This window comes from Mesorhizobium sp. AA23, assembly GCF_001672435.1.
Lineage (GTDB): Bacteria > Pseudomonadota > Alphaproteobacteria > Rhizobiales > Rhizobiaceae > Mesorhizobium.
Map to the genome: position 1 here is coordinate 1 of NZ_LYTP01000003.1, position 14475 is coordinate 14475.

General features: G+C 63.3%; 13 protein-coding genes and 2 pseudogenes. 11 read left to right on the top strand and 4 right to left on the bottom strand.

Annotated features, from left to right (window positions below; genetic code table 11):
• On the top strand, positions 1–193 hold a 193-nt coding region (locus tag A9K66_RS04495), incomplete at its 5' end, for an RpiB/LacA/LacB family sugar-phosphate isomerase (RefSeq protein ID WP_197507441.1).
• Between the two features lie 211 nt (positions 194–404).
• Here the strand turns inward: A9K66_RS04495 and A9K66_RS30975 are convergent.
• Both A9K66_RS30975 and A9K66_RS30980 read right to left on the bottom strand, forming a co-directional pair.
• On the bottom strand, positions 405–605 hold the full coding sequence (locus tag A9K66_RS30975; RefSeq protein WP_067320199.1) for a pyruvate kinase alpha/beta domain-containing protein: 201 nt from the start codon (positions 603–605) through the stop codon (positions 405–407).
• A 53-nt stretch (positions 606–658) separates the two neighbouring features.
• Positions 659–877, bottom strand: a pseudogene (locus A9K66_RS30980) (pyruvate kinase); the annotation flags it as partial.
• Between the two features lie 563 nt (positions 878–1440).
• Here A9K66_RS30980 and A9K66_RS30985 point away from each other — a divergent pair.
• The 10 genes and pseudogenes from A9K66_RS30985 to A9K66_RS04545 form a co-directional block, all read left to right on the top strand.
• Positions 1441–1632: pseudogene (locus A9K66_RS30985) on the top strand (hypothetical protein); the annotation flags it as partial.
• 340 nt (positions 1633–1972) lie between these two features.
• Complete coding sequence (locus A9K66_RS04505) at positions 1973–3085, top strand: GNAT family N-acetyltransferase (protein WP_245307387.1); 1113 nt, start codon at positions 1973–1975, stop codon at positions 3083–3085.
• A gap of 71 nt (positions 3086–3156) precedes the next feature.
• On the top strand, positions 3157–3984 hold the full coding sequence (locus A9K66_RS04510; protein WP_082953693.1) for a MurR/RpiR family transcriptional regulator: 828 nt from the start codon (positions 3157–3159) through the stop codon (positions 3982–3984).
• Positions 3968–4879 carry an N-acetylmannosamine kinase gene (locus A9K66_RS04515; protein WP_082953694.1) on the top strand — a complete coding sequence of 304 codons (912 nt, stop codon included), beginning with the start codon at positions 3968–3970 and terminating at the stop codon, positions 4877–4879. Before A9K66_RS04510 ends, A9K66_RS04515 begins: the two co-directional genes overlap by 17 nt.
• Positions 4880–4944: 65 nt before the next feature.
• Positions 4945–5661 carry an N-acetylmannosamine-6-phosphate 2-epimerase gene (locus tag A9K66_RS04520; protein ID WP_067320209.1) on the top strand — a complete coding sequence of 239 codons (717 nt, stop codon included), beginning with the start codon at positions 4945–4947 and terminating at the stop codon, positions 5659–5661.
• Positions 5658–6674, top strand: coding sequence for a Gfo/Idh/MocA family oxidoreductase (locus tag A9K66_RS04525; protein ID WP_067320212.1), 1017 nt, complete (start codon positions 5658–5660; stop codon positions 6672–6674). The genes A9K66_RS04520 and A9K66_RS04525 overlap by 4 nt, the downstream gene beginning before the upstream one ends.
• Before the next feature lie 63 nt (positions 6675–6737).
• Positions 6738–8030, top strand: coding sequence for a sugar ABC transporter substrate-binding protein (locus tag A9K66_RS04530; protein ID WP_082953726.1), 1293 nt, complete (start codon positions 6738–6740; stop codon positions 8028–8030).
• A 69-nt stretch (positions 8031–8099) separates the two neighbouring features.
• Positions 8100–8981, top strand: coding sequence for a sugar ABC transporter permease (locus A9K66_RS04535; RefSeq protein ID WP_067320215.1), 882 nt, complete (start codon positions 8100–8102; stop codon positions 8979–8981).
• Complete coding sequence (locus tag A9K66_RS04540; protein ID WP_067320218.1) at positions 8981–9793, top strand: carbohydrate ABC transporter permease; 813 nt, start codon at positions 8981–8983, stop codon at positions 9791–9793. Before A9K66_RS04535 ends, A9K66_RS04540 begins: the two co-directional genes overlap by 1 nt.
• Positions 9794–9800: 7 nt before the next feature.
• Positions 9801–10862 (top strand): ABC transporter ATP-binding protein, encoded by a 1062-nt coding sequence (locus A9K66_RS04545; RefSeq protein ID WP_067320222.1) that lies wholly within the window; start codon positions 9801–9803, stop codon positions 10860–10862.
• A 235-nt stretch (positions 10863–11097) separates the two neighbouring features.
• Here A9K66_RS04545 and A9K66_RS04550 read toward each other — a convergent pair whose 3' ends face one another.
• Together A9K66_RS04550 and A9K66_RS04555 are read right to left on the bottom strand one after the other, a co-directional pair.
• On the bottom strand, positions 11098–13212 hold the full coding sequence (locus A9K66_RS04550; RefSeq protein ID WP_156751005.1) for a N,N-dimethylformamidase beta subunit family domain-containing protein: 2115 nt from the start codon (positions 13210–13212) through the stop codon (positions 11098–11100).
• Positions 13213–13256: 44 nt separating this feature from the next.
• The gene (locus tag A9K66_RS04555) at positions 13257–14468 is read right to left on the bottom strand and encodes an ABC transporter permease (RefSeq protein ID WP_197507442.1); all 1212 of its coding nucleotides are present in this window, start codon (positions 14466–14468) and stop codon (positions 13257–13259) included.
• Positions 14469–14475: the final 7 nt, after the last annotated feature.

The window sequence follows — 14475 nt, forward strand, 5'->3', positions numbered from 1 at the left end:
CTACTCGGCCGAGCGGGCCGCGCTGTCGAACAACGCCCAGATCATCACCATGGGCGCGCGGGTAATCGGGCCCGAGCTGGCGAAGTCGATCGCGGATGCCTTTCTGAAGGAGACGTTCGATCCAAAGGGGCGGTCGGCCGGCAATGTCGCCGCCATCGATCAGGTCGACGCCAAGTACAACGCGCGACGCTGATTCAGAGGAGGGCGGTGCAGCCCAGGCCGAATGGCTATGGCATTTGGGGGGCCGGACGCTGTCATTCTGCAGTTGGCCCCATTCCGGCCGCTTGAAAGACGACTTAGCCCGCCTTCAATCTTGACTCCTGCCAGCACAGATAGCTGCTGTTGCCGCCCGAGCACATCGCCAGCACGCGCATGCCGCTCTCATTCCTCTGATCGCGAAACCTCTAGCGAGTGCCGATTTGCGCAACGCGGAGATTGTTGGTGCTACCCGGTTGGGCGAAGGGGAAGCCGACGACGATGTACTCACATCGTCTCGCCAGTCCCGCATCGAGCGCGGCCTGCTCCGCCCGCTCGATCGAGTTCTCGCAATCAGCGATGTCCTCGGATCGCAGGCTGACGACACCCCAATAGAGCTGAGCTGACATGCGAGAATCGGTACGGGAGGGCGCGCCCGCGAGATTCTTGATGCCGTCGTCCCGCTGGCGGTATATGCGACAATCGCTGGCGCCTTGAGTGCGGCTGCTACTCCAGCTGTGGCGGAAGGAACCGCATGAGGAGGGCTCTGTGCGACTTCCAGCTCGGTCGCCTCCACTATCAGCCTGTAATGCTTGTGCCTCTCCGTCTTCTCGATGATGCGGCTCATCATTTCGACAGTTTCCACCGGATAAGCTCCGGTTGCAGACTCTGCCGATAGCATCACCACATCCGCACCGTCATAGATCGCTCCGTAAATGGCCGGCAGCTTAGTCTTCAGATCAATCACGCGCGTTCGTGCTTCGTTCGATCTTATCGTGTTTGCGGGAACAATTCTTGTTCCGACCCCCTAATGGCAAACCCGTGTTCCGGAAGACTGGAGCACAGCACTTCGAACGTACAGAGGAATACCGGTTCAGCGGCGTCGTCGCCTGCACCTGGCTGTCGGGTGGGGCTGCCTCGGACGAGTTTCGCTAGATTGATGTTGCCTTGGAAGTCCGATTGGCGACTTCTGCAGGGCGGATTGGAAGCAAGTCGCTAGGCGTCACTCGCAAGGCTCTCATCGGTGAAGCGAACACGCATGCCTGGGGGAGCGGGGCGTTGCTTCGAGCAGAACGCCACTTGCCGACGCGGTAGGTTACGGCCGCCAAAAGCTTCCTCGATCCAGCGTAGTGAGCACACCGGAGCGGTCTCATCGATGGGTGTTTCTGGGCTGAAGGGCGGCGTTCGCCTCGATCGTCGGTGGCGCAATGGCAGCTCACGACTTTCTTCCCCTGACGGCACGTCGCCCTCATCCCGATAATCGAGAAGGCCGGGGAACGGTCACCGGCTGGGACGGGGGACCCCGCGGAGCGCGGTGGTTGCATCGTCGCAGCAGCCAATGCGGCTCTTCACGGCAAAGTCCTTGATATTTTGCATGGAGCTGATCGTGACTGGATCACAAGAGGCGTCGTCAACCTGATGACCCTCAGCGAATAACAAAATCGTTGTTAGTCAATTGGTTACGAAGCAGTTCGCCAAAGTTGATTCAACGAGCTGATGCGGTCCTCTCGACGACTGCATTTATCTTCTCCGAATAGCTGCTTTGCGTCTCATGCCGGTCGCGGCCCCCAATCATGATGCGTCCTAAGAGCGGAGACGACCAAGCCAAAATCGAGCGACTGAAATAACTACCTCAACGCCTTGCAGCCCATCGCTAAAGCGGTGCCGACGCAAAATTTGTCGAGGTTGAGCAGCCCCCATTGCGTGTCCTCATTTTCCCGCTATGATGAAAAGCGTCATAGCTGGATGAGATATGAAAAAAAACTTCACACTCGACATGGCGACCACCAAGGATGTCGTCGACATCGCCAGCTTGCTAAGTTGGGCCTTCGGTTTCAGCACGGCACGTTCGCACGAATACATCTCCAACATCGGGCTCGAAACGCTGCGGCTCATTCGCGGCGGGGACGGCCGTCCGGTGGTGTGCGCGGGGCTGCTTCAGACGGCGCATGTCTTCCATGGAAAGTCCGTGCAGGCGGCCAACATCGTTCATGTGGCGATTGCGCCGGAACGACGTGGACAGGGACTCGCCGTGCCTTTTGTGGATGCACTGTGCGACGAGGCGAAGAGCAACGGCGCCGTGATCGCCACGCTCTTTGCCTCGACGCGGCCGGTCTACCGTAAGGCCGGATTCGAGCTTGCCGGCCATGAGATCGTTTACGAGGCGGCCACGGCGGCCCTGCCATCGGCAAGCCGGCTTGCCTTCGATCGCGTCGAGCTCGACGATCCGCGCCTAGCCGTAGCCTATGTTGCAAAGACGCTTGCCGAATCCGGGTTGCTTGATCGCGGCGCCGCGCACTGGAACGAGTTGCGGCGCGCGCCGACCGACGCTCTCGCGGCCTATCTTGCCGAAGGCGAGGCCGCCTATCTGATACTCGACATGGGCGACAAAACCTGTCTGAAGGTGCGGGACTGGTTTGCCGCTTCGCCCGATGCGGTGCAGGGGTTGCTTTCCTTTCTTGCCCGCTTCCGCTCGGTGTACCCGGCTGTACGCTGGCATGGCGCCCCGCAGGACGATTTGGTGGCGGCGATGCCGGATAAGGGCTGGCGGCTGGCTCATCAGGAGGAGTGGTTGCTGCGCGCGCTCGATCCAGCAGCGGCCTTGCGCCAGCGCGGCTACCATGTCGACCAGGCAAAGCTCGCGCTGCGGATCGGCGATAAGTCACTCGCAATCGATGTTCGCGAAGGCGCCGCCGAGGTGGGCGAGGGGGCTGTAGCGTCCGACCCGGTCGTGTGCGTGCATGCGCCGGCCTTTGTCCAGCTCTTCACGGGCTTTCGCAGCGCCTCGAAACTCGCGCGGTATGGCCTCGTGGCCGGCGACTCGGCTGGCATACGCCGCTGTGACCAGCTGTTTGCGGGACCGCCGCCGTGGGTAGCGGAGCATTTTTGAGCATGATCCCAAGAGTGAGGACGATTTTTGGATAAGATCATGCTCGGACCGAGAACCTTTGAGGGGACTTCATGACACATGCGCTGATAGCCTCGCTGAGAGCGGCGGCGGGCGATATGACGCCGGCGCTGGCGCGCGTCGCCGAGACGGTGCTGGCGCAGCCCGACGCCACCTTGCGCCAGAGCATAACCGAGCTTGCCGAAGCATCCGGATCGTCGGAGGCGAGCGTTATGCGCTTCTGCCGCGATCAGGGCTTTTCCGGTTTCCAGGACTTCAAGCTGGCGCTGGCGAAGGAGCTCGCGACCGACGAGCGGTCGAGGGACAATGGCCTGCCTTCCGACGAGATCCAGCGGCTGGTGGAAACCGCGATCACCTCGCTTCGCGAAACCGAGCAGCTGATCGTCCGGGAAGATATCGGCACCGCCTCGCGCAAGCTGCTGGGCGCGACCACGGTCGAGTGTTTCGGCATCGCCGCTTCCGCAGTCACGGCGCAATATCTTGCCTACAAGATGACCCGCATCGGCAAGTTCAGCCGCGCGCTGGGCGACGCGCATCTGGCGGTCATGGCGGCGGGAACGGCGCAGCCTGGAACGGTGCAGGTGGTGATCTCGAGCTCCGGCTCGACGATCGATGCCGTGCGCGTGGCCGAACTCGCCCGCTCCAAAGGCGCCTTCGTCATCGGCATCTCCAACCGCTCGAAGAGCCCGTTGATCGCCGCCTGCGACCTGGCGCTGATCGCCTCCTGGCCGGAGACGCCGCTCACCGGCGGCGCCTTCCCCTCGAAGATCAGCCAGCTGCTCATCGTCGATGCGCTGGTGACCGAGATGACCAGGCAGGATCCGAAGCGGCTGGTCGAGCTCAGCCGCACGGCGGAGGTCGTGAGTGACCGCAGCTTCTGATTTGCCGGTGCTCGCCATCGATATCGGCGGGACCAAGATAGCGACAGCCGAACTGAGCGGCGACAGGATCGCCAATCGCCGGCAGGCGGCGACGCCGCGCACCGGCATGGGCGACGACTTAGTAGCAGCCATCGCCGAGCTTGCGCCGAAAAGCGGTTTTGGCGCCGTCGCCGTCGCTACCACCGGCATCGTTCGCAACGGCGCGTTGACGGCGCTGAACCCCGAAACCCTGCCAATCGAGGACGGCTATCCGATTGCCTCGGCGATTGAGCGCGCCTTCGGCACGCCGCCACTGGTCGTCAACGACGCCCAGGCCGCAGCCTGGGCCGAATTCACGATTGGCGCCGGCAAGGGTTTTCGCAACTTCGCCTTCTTCACCGTCTCCACCGGCATCGGCTGCGGATTGGTAATAGGCGGTCGGCTGGAAAGCGGCGCCACCGGGCTTGCCGGCCATGTCGGGCATACGCGCTCCGAACCCGGCGGCATCCTGTGCGGCTGCGGCCGGCGTGGTTGCCTGGAAACGGTCGCCTCAGGTACGGCCCTGGCGCGGGCGGGCAGCGCGCGTCTTGGCCGCAAGGTTGCGACGCCAGAGTTGTTCGCAGCGGCGGAACAAGGCGACGGCATTGCCGCGGAAATCATCGCCGGCGCGGTCGTCGCGCTGGTCCACGCATTTGCCGACCTGACGGCCTCGGTCGATGTCGACTGCGTTGCCGTCGGCGGCGGCGTCGGCCTCGCCAACGGCTTCATCGAGGCGCTTCAGGCGCGCTCGCTCGACCTGCCGCGCGTCTACCGGCGTCCCATTGTCGCCGCGCGTGCGGGCGCCGATGCCGGCCTGCTTGGCGCGGCGATGCTGGCGCGTTCGAAGAGCGATGACGGAAATTTTCATCGAACATAACTTATTGACAAAAACTTTTATCTGCGCTTGGTTGGAGGGGTAGTGCTCTTCCAGGAGATGCCCCGGTGCAGGCCAAGCAGGGCGATTTACTCGCCACACTCGATGGAACGCTGGTCGTGTCGTGCCAAGCCGAGTCCGGCCTGCCGCTCGACGCTGCCGACCACATCGCCGCGATGGCGCGCTCCGTCGTGTTGGGCGGCGCCACTGGCGTGCGCATCGAAGGCGCGGCCAACATCGACGCCGTCCGCGCCGCGGTCGAGGTGCCGCTGATCGGCCTCATCAAGGTCAGGCGTGACGACACCGAGGTCTACATCACGCCGACGCTCGACGACGTCGCCGCCGTCATCGAGGCCGGCGCCGATATCGTCGCGATCGACGCCACCAGCCGGCCGCGTCCGGCCGCGTCGAAGGCGATGTTCGCCAGCATCGCGGCGAGGGGGCGGCTCTCCATGGGCGATGTCGCCACGCTCGATGAAGGCAAGCGCGCGCTCGACGCCGGCGCTGACCTCATCAGCACCACCATGGCCGGCTACACCGACTATTCCAGCGACCAGCGCGGCCCCGCCTTCGCGCTGATGGAGGAATTTGCTCGCGCTGGCCTGCCTTTCGTCGCCGAGGGCCGCATCTGGACGCCAGACGAGGCCGTCCGCTGTTTCGAGCTCGGCGCCCGCTTCATCGTCGTCGGCGGCGCCATCACGCGGCCCGACGCCATCACTCGCCGCTTCGCCGACGAGGTCGCCGCCCGGAGCGCCCGTCCGCAACTGAAAAGGAACCCGACATGATCAAGCGTCGCCGCGTCGCCGTCATCGGCGCAGGCTTCATGGGCTCCATGCATGCCGGCATCTTCGCCGGCATGTTGGGAGCGGAACTCGCGGCCATCGTCGACCCCAACCGCACGCTGGCCGAGGCCGTGGCGGCGAAGGCGACGGGCTGCAAGGTCTATGATAGTCACCAGTCGCTGCTGTCGGGCGAACGCGATCTCGACCTTGTCTCGATCTGCACGCCCGACAACCTGCATCTGGCGCCGGCAGTCGCGGTCGCCGAGGCCGGCATCAACGTCTTCGTCGAGAAGCCGATCTCCTCCAGGGTCGAGGACGCCAAGGCGATCATCGCCGCCTGCGAGGCGGCCAAGGTCAAGCTCGGCGTCGGCTACTTGCTGCGCTTCGACCCGCGCTACGCCGCCGCCAAGGAGCTGATGACCATGGGCCGGCTCGGCGAGCCGATCCACATTTATGCCCGCCGCAACAGCGCTCGCACCGAAGGCCCGAAGCGCTATGGCGGCAAGCTGCCGCTGGCGCTGCATGTCACCGTCCACGACGTCGACATGGTGCTATGGATGCTGGAAGGCCAGCAGCCGGTGTCGGTCTATGCGCAGCAGACCGACAAGCTGCTCGGCGCCTCGGGCACGCAGGACAGCCTCGCGGCAATCGTGCGCTTTTCCGGCGGCACGGTCGTCAATTTCGAGAGCGCCTGGTCGCTACCGTCCGGCGCGCGCCACATGATCGACGCGCGCATGGAGCTCATCGGCACCGACGGATCCTTCGAAGTCCAGTGCGGCGACAGCGGGCTCTATTTCGCCAGCAATGAGGGGTCGCGCGAGATCGACACCCAGCACTGGCCCCTCATCAACGGCCGCTTCGACGGCGACCTCGCGCGCCAGCTCAACGGCCTCATCGCCTGGCTGGACGGCGCGGCGATGCCGATCGCCACCGGACGGGAAGCCCTTCGTTCGCTCGAGCTCACCCTTGCCATGATGCAGTCGGCGCAGAGCGGCGAAATCGTGCGCCTCGGTTGAGCTCAATAAACCGACGGCGCTGTTGCAACGAGGCCAGACGGCCCAAGAATGGGAGACGAAAACATGCTGAACAGACGCAATCTACTGATGCTCGGCGCGGCCGCCGCCGCGCTCGCCATGGCCGCGCCGGCCTCGGCCGACGACAAGCCTTTCAATGGCGTGCAGATCTCGGTGCTGCTCGAAGGCCACCCGACCACCGACGCCATCCAGAAGATGTTGCCGGAGTTCAAGGAGAAGACCGGCATCGATGTCGCGATCGAAGTGGTACCCGAGGCCGATATTACCGCCAAGGAGCTGCTGGAATTCTCGTCCAAGTCCGGCCGCTACGACGTCGTCCAGAACAACATTATCTACCTGCCGGGTTTCGTGAAGTCCGGCTACATCGTGCCGCTCGACGATTTCCTGGCCAAGCACAAGGAGAATTTCGACAAGGCCGATTTCGTGCCGGGCTATTTCAACACCAACGTTCTCGACGGCAAGGTCTACGGCTTGCCGGTCTATGGCGAGAGCACTTTCGTCATGTATCGCAAGGACCTGTTCGAGCAATATGGATTGGCGGCGCCCAAGACCTTCGAGGACATCGAGAACGCGGCGAAAACCATCTCGGAAAAGACCAACAAGCAGGTCGCCGGCATCACCATGCGCGGCCAGCAGGGCATCCAGGGCGTCTATGTCTGGGCGGCCTATCTGTGGGGCTTCGGCGGGTCGTTCCTTGGCGCGGACGGCAAGTCGGCTCTGGCCACACCCGAAGGCGTCGCCGCGCTCGTCGCCTTCACCAAGGTTCTAAAGGATTACGGCCCGGTCGGCGTCGCCAATTTCGGTTGGGAGGAAAACCGGCTGCTCTTCCAGCAGGGCAAGGCGGCGATCACGCTCGATGCCACCGTCAACGGCGCCTATAATGAAGATCCTGCCGTCTCGACGGTCGTCGGCAAGGTCGGCTACGTGCCGGTGCCGATGAAGTCGGCCTCGCCCAAGGGGGGCTCGTCCTCGCTCGCCGTGCATTCCATGTATGTCTCGGCCGAGTCGAAGAACCAGGAGGCCGCTGCCCTTTTCGCTGCCTGGGCGACCGCCAAGGAGCAGCAGCTGAAGTCGATCGAGACCGATCCCAATTCCGGCGTGACCTCGCTCTCGGCCCTCAACAGCGACAGCTTCGGCAAGCGTTACGGCGCCTTCAAGGAAGGCATGATCGCCGCCATCAACGCCGGCAATCCGCAGTATCTGCCGACGGTCGAGCAGGCGAATGAGATCATCAACAACACCGGCATTGCCGTCTCCAAGGCGCTCGCCGGGACCGCAAGTGCGGCCGACGCCTTAAAGGAAGCCGACGACGCCAACAACGCCGCGCTCACCCGCTAAGGGTCGGGTGGCGTGCCCTGCCGCGTGCGCTCCCTGTGCGCGGCAGGGTGAAATTCTCAGGTTGATCCGATGAGACCCGTGGCCGCAGCGTCCGATCCCACAAAGCACTTCTTCCAGCCGATCATGGTCTGCCTGACGGTGGCCTCAGTGGCGCTGACGCTGTTCGTCATCTGGATATCGCTGCACGATCTTTCGCTGATGCGGGCAGGGCGGGAAAAATTTGTCGGGCTCGACAACTATGTCCGCTTTCTCGGCGACCCACGCGCCATGGCCGCGCTCTGGCGCACGGTGCTATTCACCGTGCTGGCGACGGTGATCGAGATCGCACTTGGTCTTGCGGCGGTGCTCTTCCTCGACCGCGACTTCGCGATGAAGCGGCTGGTGCGCACGCTGCTGCTTGTGCCGATCATCATGACCCCGGTTGTCGTCGGGCTCACCTGGCGCTTCCTGTTCGACCCTGCCACCGGTATGGCGAATTATCTTCTGTCGCTGGCCGGCATTTCCCAGGTCGACTGGCTTGGCAGTCCGCGGATTGCGCTGTTTTCGGTGCTGATCGCCGACATCTGGCAGTGGACGCCCTTCGTCATCCTCTTGGTGATGGCGGCGCTTGAATCGGCGCCCACCGATCCTCTCAATGCCGCCCGCGTCGACGGCGCGCGCGAATGGCAGGTCACCTGGTATGTGCTTCTTCCCATGTTGCGCCGCGCACTCGCCATCGTCGCCCTGATCAGGGCGATCGACAGCATCAAGGCCTTCGATCTCTTCTACATCATGACGCGCGGCGGCCCGGCGCTGTCGACCGAGACGCTGAACTACTACGGCTATATCGTCGCCTTCACCAATTTCGACATCTCCTATGCCCTGGCCATCGCCATCATCCTGACCGTGTTCACCAATGTCGCGCTGCTGACCATGTACAGCGTGCTCTTCCCGAAGACGGGGGACAGCTGATGGGCAGGCGCGCGCTGTTTTATCTCGGGTTGGTCCTGCTTCTGATCGCGGTGCTCTTCCCGCTCTACTGGGTCGTAGTCACCTCCTTCAAGACGACGCGCGATGCTTTCGCCATTCCGCCGGTCTGGCTGTTCAGCCCGACGCTCGACAACTACCGAACGGTGTTCGCCAATCGCGCCTTCCTGAGCGCCTTCGCCAATTCCTTCCTCGTCTCGATCCTGTCCAGCGCGCTTGCCGTCGCCATCGGGTCGGTCGCCGCCTACGGGCTGGCGCAGCAGCCACCGGAACTGCGGCGGTCGCGCGAAAGATTCATCTTGAGCCTGCGCATCGCACCGGCGCTGCTCTTCGTCGTCCCGATGTATTATCTGGCGACCCGCATCGGCGCGCTGAACAAGCACTGGCTGCTCGTCGCCGCCTATGCCTTCGTCAACGTGCCCTTCGCCATCTCGCTGCTCATCACCTTCTTCGACGACATTCCGAAGGAGTTGCGCGACGCCGCGCGCGTCGATGGCGCGCGCGAGTTTTCGATCTTCTGGCATGTCTACCTGCCGGCCGCGCGCGGCGGCATCGTAGCCACGCTGATCCTGTGCGTGCTGTTCACCTGGAACGAGTTCTTCGTGGCGCTTGTGCTCACCGGCCGCGACACCCAGACGCTGCCGGTGTCGATCACCTCGTTCCTGACATTCCAAGGCATCCAATGGGGCGCGCTCACCGCCGCCGCCACCCTCATCATGCTGCCGATGATCGTGCTCGGCATGCTGGTGCAGGGGCAGGTGGTGCGCGGCATGACGCTCGGCAGCGTGAAGGGCTGAAGATCAGATGGCGCAACTCTCGATCAGGTCGGTCTCGAAATCCTACGGCGCGGTCCAGGTGCTGGACGACGTCTCGGTCGAGGTGGAGAAAGGGTCGTTCGTCGTGCTGCTCGGCCCGTCCGGCTGCGGAAAGTCGACGCTGCTCCATGCGGTCGCCGGCCTCAACCCGATCGATTCCGGCACCATCGTCATCGGCGACCGCAACGTCACCGATCTGCCGGCGCGTGACCGCGATGTCGCCATGGTGTTCCAGTCCTACGCGCTTTATCCGACCATGACGGTGGCGCAGAACATCGCCTTTCCGCTGAAGATGCGCGGGCTCGACCGCAGGACGTCGGACGAGAAGGTCGCGGGCGTCGCGCGTCTCCTGCAGATCGAGCCGCTGCTGGCGCGGCTGCCGCGCGAGCTCTCCGGCGGCCAGCGCCAGCGTGTCGCCATCGGCCGGGCGCTGGTGCGCGACCCGCGGCTTTTCCTCTTCGACGAGCCGCTCTCCAATCTCGATGCCGCCTTGCGGACCGAGCTCCGCGCCGAGATTAAGCGTCTGCATCAGTCGATCCGCCGCACCATGCTCTATGTCACGCATGACCAGACCGAGGCGCTTACGCTTGCCGACAAGATCGTGGTGCTGAAGGCCGGCCGCATCGAGCAGACCGGCACGCCGCTCTCGCTCTATGACGATCCGGACAATGCCTTCGTCGCCGGCTTCATCGGCACGCCGCGCATGAACTTCCTCAAGGCGACGGTGGTCGACGATGGCAAGGCACTGACGGCCGGCGAGGCGAGGGTGGACATCTCGCATCTCGAGGCAAGACTGGAGAGTGGCCGCACGGTTGCGCTCGGCATCCGGCCGGAACATCTTGACGAGAAGGACGGCGTTGCGCTTCCTCTCGCCGTCGACGTGACCGAGCGGTTGGGCTCCACCTCTTACGTACACGGCGCGCTGCCGAGCGGCGAGACGGTGGTTGCAGAGCGCCGCGAAGATCAGCCGCGCTTCGGCGAGACGATCACGCTGCGCTTCCAACCGACGCGCGCCCGCGTTTTTGACACAGAGGGCAACCGCATTCGCTGACGGAAGGACACCGTCTGGCAGGCTGCCGTCTTCCTGACCTGACCGGCGGCAAGTCCTATTTGCGATGCGGGCCCGATAATTGTTGTAGGTCTTAACTGGGCTGCGAATACTTATCTCTGCTTCTACACGGCAGCGTGTCGATGTCCGACCCGAGCCTTTTAGCAAGTTGCGATCGGCGACAGACTTCACGGTGAAGGACATAGCCCCGCATGCCGGACAGATTTCGGAGTCGCGCTCACTCTGCCAAGAACTTGCGCAGCACGTTGGTGGTCAATCTCGCGATGTCGTTGTCATAGCTATTTGTCCCCAGGCTGCCTGCCCAGCAGATAGAGCCCGTAGAGAATACCTTGCCCCCTCCGGGATGTTCGACAAGAACCACGTCGGCGCGCACATGCGGGTTTTTGGAACCCTGCTGATTTGGTGCGACTTCTGTGACGCTGTCGAGGCTGGGGAAGAAGAGATCGTTATGTCTGGACGACATCAACACGACCGTGCTGTCGGGCGTCCCGCGCGCTGGATCTGCGTGATCGAGCTCATCGCCGGCGGCGCCACCCAACAAATAGCCATGCTCGCCTATCGTTTCGCTCGCAATACCCTCGAAGACCCACGCCACCGCTTCGGCATAGCTTTCCGGCGTTCGCGTGAAGCCCGAGGCGGGGCCCCATCCGGCGGCGGCCATGCCAACCCCAAGGAACGGATTTTGGTCACGGCCGCGGTGCCTGTAGGCGCCGCCCATCTCGCCGGTCGAACTGTGATAAAGCTCAGCCGCATGGGAGGTCCAGTTGCGCTGGGCCGCATAGCCCCGCCGCACCTCGATGGCGGTGCGCAGCTTGTTGACGTAACTCGTGACCCAGAAAAATCCGTTAGCCCCGAGATACATCAGCTTGCCGCCGCCCTTGACGTAATCTTCGAAAGCGTCGAATTCGGCCACAGTGGGGTATTCCGGGTGGCTCCCGGTGAGGACCACGTCGTAGGCGTCGAGCAGGCTTTTGCCCAAAATGTCGACGTCCTCATCGGTCGCCACGTCGAATTCGATGCCGATGCTGTCCAGCCAACCGGTGATGAAGAAGTCGCCGGAGAAATGTCTTGGACCGCCGGCCAGCCAGTTGATGTAGTTCGGCTGCATGTTGGTCAGCGGGCGCAGCCGCGAAGCATAGATCACCCCGCTATCGTCCGAATGTCGATCGTACAGCGATCTGCCGAGGGAAGGCATCTGCTGAAGAAGGGTTTCCGCCTTGTCCAGTACGATCGGAAAGCTCATCATCTTCTGGTGGGCAATTCCGCGCTCGCCCTCCCAAAGATGCTCGTTGCCATAGGCGAGGTAAGTGTTCGTTGGAGCGACGAACAGGACTCGTTTCCTGACCGCGCCCGGGCGAACATAGAAGGGGATGTAGTAGCTGGTTTCACCCTGGTTCAGGCGAACGGCATATATCCCGCTTTCGGCGGGAGCTTCGATCTCGAAGTCCGTGCTCCATTGCACGTCATCGAGATCGTCATCGTGCAGGTGCAATGCATCCCACTGCGCCGGGTCGTCGGTCCAGCGGATGGTCTTCTTGTCCCATGCAGGACCAAGAACCGCTCGAGACGGCCGGTTGACAAGCCGTCCGTGCCGCCCGGCCCCAGAAATGTCCACCGCGATGTCACTGTCCATTTGCCTGGAAAAGTCCCATTGCAGGATAGGCTGCTTCGGCGACGCTCCAAAAACACTGACATCGGATACGCATCCGTTGAAGCAGTCCGTCGCGCGGCCGTCTTCGGCATGCGCTGCGCCGACGCGAAAGCGTGCGGCTGATCCTTCCGCTACGACGACCGGCGTGGACCAAAAGTGCGTGCCGGTCTGTTCCTCGGCGGTCAGGCGCAGGTCCGCTTCGCCGGGGTAGTAGACGGCCTTCAAGAACACCCAACGCCCCTTCGGCAGCGGATCGGGTGAGGACACCGTCGTGACCGCGCCGTTCGACGATCGCAGATACAGCGCCGGCCGGCCGGCCCGATCGAGTTCGAGGATCATGCGAGTGACAGAGCTATCGTCCGAGAGGCTGAACAGCGTCTGGCAAAGATGACCTGGCGCGGTCGGTTTCGCCCACAGGCCGACCCCGACCCCCTTGGCGAAATCGATCTTCGGCAAGGCAACATCGACGAACGATCCCGGATGAAGTGCCTGCACCCGGCCGGTGTGCTGACCATTGCTGTTGGATGGCGCCGGTTCTTCGGCAACCGTGAGACCGGCAGCACCTTCTGTCATTCCTCGCAGGCGCACCAATTGCGACCTGAAGGCGCCTTCAGCGCTGACTTTGATTTCGACATGGTCGCCAGCATCGACGGAAAGTTTATCGGCATAGCCGATCAACATCTTGATGATCTCCAACGTGGTTACAGCAGGCGGGCGGCCAAGTCTTAGCGCGACGACGAAGACCCGCTCCTGGCAATGAGCGCGTCCGCTATGACCGCGGCTACGAGCACGCCGCCCTGAACCAGCAAGCGCAACTGGGTGCTGGCGTTGATGAGGAACATGCCGTTTGCGATCGAACCGATGACGAGGGCGCCAAGAATAGCTGCCCAGACGCTGCCGCGGCCGCCAAAAAGGCTCGTTCCGCCGATGACCGCCGCCGCAATTGCCTCCAGCAAGAGACTCTGGTCAGCGGACGCCGGGGAGACGCCCAGCACCCGGGCCGCAGCCACGACTCCGCCGAGCGCCGTCAACATGCCAAGAATTGAAAATGCCGCCATCTTCATCAAGTTCACGGGGATGCCGGCGCGGCGTGCCGCCTCGCGGTTGCCGCCGATGGCGTAGAGCCAAACGCCGAATGGAGTCTGGGTGGTGGCGTAGGACAAGATAGCGATCAGGCCCGCAAGCACGGCAACGGTCAGAGGCACGCCTCGATAAGCATTAAAAATGGCGACAACCGCCAGACTGGCCACAATGATGGCGACGCCAATGGCCACGGAGCGCATCAGGTTCGATGACAAACCATAGGCCACTCTTTGGCGGTGATCGTTCCATCGCATGGCCAGGCCTATCAGCCCGACCGCCGTGGGCAAGGCATAGCTGACGGTCGTTGGCAGGCGATACGCGGCCAGGAACTGCAAATCGGTCCCGGCGAGGGGAACAAGGCCGCTTTCCGCCGGAAGCAGAATCAGCAGGACACCTTGCAGCATGAGAGAGAAGCCGAGCGTGACGATGAAGGCCGGTGCGCCGCTATAGACGATCATCGAACCCTGCAGCAAACCGTAGAGGCCGCCGATGGCAATCGCGATGATCAGCGCGATCGACAAGCCGACGTCCATGTTGACGACGAGCACGCCGACAATGCCAGCGCACACGGCCGCGAGACCGGCAACCGAAAGATCGATCTCGGCAACGACCAGTACCAGGACGAGCCCGAGCGCCACGATGCTTGTGGTCGCGATCTGATCGGCGAGGTTGGTCAGGTTGCGCGCCGACAGAAACACTGGAGATTGCGAGGCGAAGATCGCCCAGATGAGAGCCAGCGACAACAGCACCGGGACGACACGCCATTTTGTCGACAGTGCCTCAAGCAGGTTCTGCCTGAAACTGATTTTCGCAGGCACCGATGCGGCGGAAACGTTTTGTTTGGTGGGGTTCATAGCCTGC